Origin of the sequence: Mesorhizobium sp. M5C.F.Ca.IN.020.32.2.1 (assembly GCF_004023105.1) — a bacterium.
In the GTDB taxonomy this organism is placed as follows: domain Bacteria; phylum Pseudomonadota; class Alphaproteobacteria; order Rhizobiales; family Rhizobiaceae; genus Mesorhizobium; species Mesorhizobium wenxiniae.
On record NZ_RZSX01000621.1, the window covers coordinates 1 to 3,961 of the forward strand.

Below are 3,961 nucleotides of genomic sequence, written 5' to 3' on the forward strand. Positions count from 1 at the left end.
CTCCCGCACTGCTAGCCATTCGGCTACCAGAATGATAATAATGATTAATCGAGTGCTCGTTTATAAACGCGAAACGTCGTCGGACGTCCTGCCGTCTTTATGACGTCCAGGACGACCTCTGGTTAGACAAGCCGGGAATTTGGAACACAATGCCATGAGCGAACCGACGGATCTGCGCGATCCTCCCCTTGAAGCCGCCCGGCGCCGAAAGCCATCGGCCAAGAACCCCAAGGGTCGCGTTACCATGACCGATATCGCCAGGGCCGCCGGCTGCTCGCAGGCAACGGTTTCGTTCGTCCTCAACAACACGCCGGGCATAAGGCTCTCGCAACAGACCCGCGAACGGGTGATCGGGGCCGCGCGGGGCCTCGGCTATGCGCCACCAGCCTTCTCTGCTCTTCGCAGCCCTATCGCCTCGTTCGAGGGGCTGGACGGGGTGATCGGCTTCGCGGTCGATCAACTGGCGACCAGTCCCGAAGCGGTCGTCGCCATCGAAGGAGCGCGCCAGGCCTCGTGGAATGCCGGCAATGTCGTGCTGGTCGCGCAGACTTTGGGTGATACCGTCATGGAGCCGCGCGCGATTGCGGCACTGACCAAGCGGGGTATTTCGGCGCTGATCTACATGACCATCTTTACGCGCGAGATCACCGCGCCCGACTATCTCTACGGCCTCGATATCCCGGTCATCCTGCTCAATTGCTATACCGCCGACTACGCCTTTCCCGCCGTGGTGCCGAGCGAAATCGCCGGCGGGCAGAGTTCCACCCGCCACTTGATCAGCCGTGGCCACCGCCGCATCGGAACCATCACCGGCGAGCCATGGATGCAGGCGGCGCAGGATCGGCTGAAGGGCTACCGCCGGGCACTGGCGACGGCCGACATCCCGTTCGATGTGGAGCTGGTGGTCGAGGGCGACTGGTCGGCGAGCGCCGGCTACGCCGCGACAGTCAAGCTTCTGGCACTCAAGGATCGGCCGACCGCAATCTTCTGCCAGAACGACCGCACCGCGATCGGCTGCTACGAAGCGTTGAAGGAGGCCGGCTTGCACATCCCTGGGGATATTTCGGTGATCGGCTATGACGACGAGGAAATCGCCCGGCATCTGTTCCCGCCTTTGACGACGTCGATCCTGCCGCATATGGCGATGGGGCAATGGGCGATCGAGCAATTGGAAGTCCCTGCACCGCCCGGCCGCGGCCGCTACCCCATTACCAAGCTTGAATGCCCGCTGGTCGAGCGGGAATCGGTCAGTGCTGTGGCGCCTGGGCGCACACACGGACCGACAGCCAGCTGAGCACCTCCAGTCTTCCGTCAACGCAAACGCCGTACTGATGCCGCTCCAAACCAGACAGGCGCCCCCGCAAAGGGCGATGGCCCCGACATTGTCGCCTGGCATGGTGGATCGGGATTCTTGTATCCAGATTTCTGCGGACTGACGTGCGGTTTGCTGCAGTCTGGTTGTGGCGAAATCCTGGATCCAAGGGTAAATCTGATCTGGTTCGCCGTTCCGCGCCGGCCTTCGAGCCCGATTTCCTCGCTGACCCGGATCGGCAACCCGCCAGGAGTTATACTGCCATGAAGCTCCAGCATCGCCATGGCCCGCCGCGCGATTTCGTCGGTTACGGCCGGCGGCCGCCGCAGATCATCTGGCCGGACGGACGTCTGGTCGCAGTCAATCTCGTGGTCTGCTACGAGGAAGGGTCGGAATATTCGCTGTTCGAGGGCGACGACCATAGCGATGGCTGGGGCGAATATCCGTTGTCGGCGCCGGCCGGCATCCGCGATCTCGGCACCGAAACGCATTTCGAGTATGGCAGCCGCGTCGGTATCTGGCGCATCGCCAGACTGCTCGAGCGACACGGCGTCCACGCCACGATCTCGAGCTGTGCCGAGGCGCTGCGGCGCAACCCGGAGGTGACGGCATGGCTGTGCCAATCGGGTCACGATCTGCTCGGCCATGGCCTGCGCTGGACCGAACAATGGACCCTGAGCCGTGACGAGGAGCGCGACCATCTGCAGCGTGCCGTCGCGCTGTTCATCGAGCTGCTCGGCGAGCGGCCGATCGGCTGGAACAGCCGTTCCTTTCCCAGCGTCAACACGCGCGACATCCTGATCGAGGAAGGCGGCTTCCTGTATGATTCAGATCCGTGCAACGACGACCTGCCCTATTTCGTGCCGGCACAGAACGGGCGCCTTCTGATCATTCCCTATTCCAAGACCTTGAACGACAGCCGCTATCTGGTAAGCCCCGGCTATGTGACGCCCAAGGACTTCGTCTACAACGTCGAGGCCTATCTGGACTTCCTGATCAGGGAAGCCAGGGAAGAAGGCGGGCGCATGATGACGATAGCCGTCCATGCGCGATGGACCGGCCAGCCCAACCGGGCCGCGGCATTGGAAGGCATAATCGAGACGGTTCTGTCCAGGCCGGAGGCCGCCTTCATGCGCCGCAACGACATCGCCCGTTATTGGCTGTCGTTGTTTCCGGCCGAGGGCGAAGCGCCATGAAGCCGACGTCCAACTCGCGTGGCGAACAGCAATGCTTAAGCATCGGTGCGGGAAGGGAATTGCTCACCCCAACGGCATAGCGCCTCTGCTCCAGCATTGAGCGCCGCTCCGCTTTCTGTCAACGAATAGACGACCTTAGTCGGCGATCCCGGATAGACTTCTCGGTTCACAAGCCCGTCAGCCTCCAGTTCGCGTAATTGCTGCGTCAGCATCTTTTCACTGATCGCCGGAATGAACTGCCTCAATCGGCCGAACCTGCGAGACGCCGTTCCAAGCTCACAAAGAATATCCACTTTCCACTTCCCTTCGATCGCCTTGATCGCGGTCGAGAAGGGTGGTGCTCTGGAACGGCCGGCTCCTTTGTGCTCCTCGTCGAAAAGGAAGCGCATCGGCCAACACTTGACCTTTGAGTTCGTGAAAGGTGCGCTTCAATTCGCAATGCAAGTGCTGTAGTTAGACAAAGAGTGCGGTCTGCCGCTTACTGAGGCAAAGAAGGCGAAGCGTATCAATCGCAGTGTATGAGAGCCATACCGATGAGATGAGACGAAGCTGCCGAAGACGGGCTAGGCCCGGCGTTCTGCTCAGCGTGAGCGCTGGTCTGCGGCTGCTCGCGTCGTTGCTCTTTTTGGTCTGGACCATTCCTGCGGCAACAGCCGACCAGGTCGGACATGATGTAGCTAAAGAGCAAATGAGGCTCGCTGCGTCCAAACCGGTCGCGACCATCCCTGTCCGCGACATTGCGCGCCGTGTTGCAGCTGAGACTTTCCGTTTCAAGACGGGAACGCCTGCCATTGCGGGAAACGGCAAGCCCTTTTGCATTATGCCGGATTTGCGCCTGCCGTTCGAAACCGCGTCAGCCGCACCGATTGGTATCGGGTCTGAGGACCGGACGAAACTGTCGCCGATCCGCGCCTTTGATGCGCGCGCGCCTCCGTTTCTCCCGCCATGATCCTGGCCGCGCGACCGCGGCCGCCGACTCTTTCACATCGCGTTCCCGGGCTCTCGTCGAGTTGCTCGCCGATCGGAACGCCAAAGCTCTTGTCGGAGGCGGTTTCCGCCCGATATCGGCTGAACGGACAAGAACATGCTCCATTTTTCGCGCTGGAAGACCATTCTCATCTGGCTGACGGTCCTGGCCGGTATCCTGTACGCAGCTCCAAACCTGGTTCCCGCCTCCACCCTGGCATCGCTGCCGAATTGGCTGCCAAAGCGGCAGCTGACGCTGGGCCTCGACCTGCAGGGCGGCTCGCACATCCTGCTCCAGATCGATCGGCAGGACCTCGCCAACGAACGCCTCGAAGCGGCACGCGACGAGGTCCGCACATCGCTGCGCGATGCCCAGATCGGCTATACCGGGCTTACCGGCACCGCCAATTCCATCCAGGTCCGCATTCGCGACCAAGGCCAGATCGAAGCTGCGAAGGCCGCGCTCGAAAGATTGACGCAGCCGATC

Annotated in this window: 4 protein-coding genes and 1 pseudogene; 4 read left to right on the forward strand and 1 reads right to left on the reverse strand. The window is 61.8% G+C overall.

Translation table 11 applies throughout. From position 1 onward, the window contains the following. Positions 1–154 precede the first annotated feature (154 nt). Both EOA86_RS25595 and EOA86_RS25600 read left to right on the forward strand, forming a co-directional pair. Positions 155–1,294: a LacI family DNA-binding transcriptional regulator gene (locus EOA86_RS25595; protein WP_164891976.1), complete on the forward strand. Its 1,140-nt coding sequence runs from the start codon at positions 155–157 to the stop codon at positions 1,292–1,294. Positions 1,295–1,575: 281 nt separating this feature from the next. Next, entirely contained in the window at positions 1,576–2,508 is a 933-nt protein-coding gene (locus EOA86_RS25600; protein WP_128344230.1) for a polysaccharide deacetylase family protein, read from the forward strand. 35 nt (positions 2,509–2,543) lie between these two features. On the opposite strand, the gene EOA86_RS25605 is transcribed toward EOA86_RS25600, so the two are convergent. Then, positions 2,544–2,897 (reverse strand): helix-turn-helix domain-containing protein, encoded by a 354-nt coding sequence (locus EOA86_RS25605; RefSeq protein ID WP_128344232.1) that lies wholly within the window; start codon positions 2,895–2,897, stop codon positions 2,544–2,546. Between the two features lie 197 nt (positions 2,898–3,094). On the opposite strand from EOA86_RS25605, the gene EOA86_RS25610 reads away from it, so the two are divergent. Together EOA86_RS25610 and EOA86_RS25615 are read left to right on the forward strand one after the other, a co-directional pair. Next, positions 3,095–3,457 (forward strand): hypothetical protein, encoded by a 363-nt coding sequence (locus EOA86_RS25610; RefSeq protein WP_128344233.1) that lies wholly within the window; start codon positions 3,095–3,097, stop codon positions 3,455–3,457. A gap of 135 nt (positions 3,458–3,592) precedes the next feature. Continuing rightward, positions 3,593–3,961, forward strand: a pseudogene (locus EOA86_RS25615) (protein translocase subunit SecDF); the annotation flags it as partial.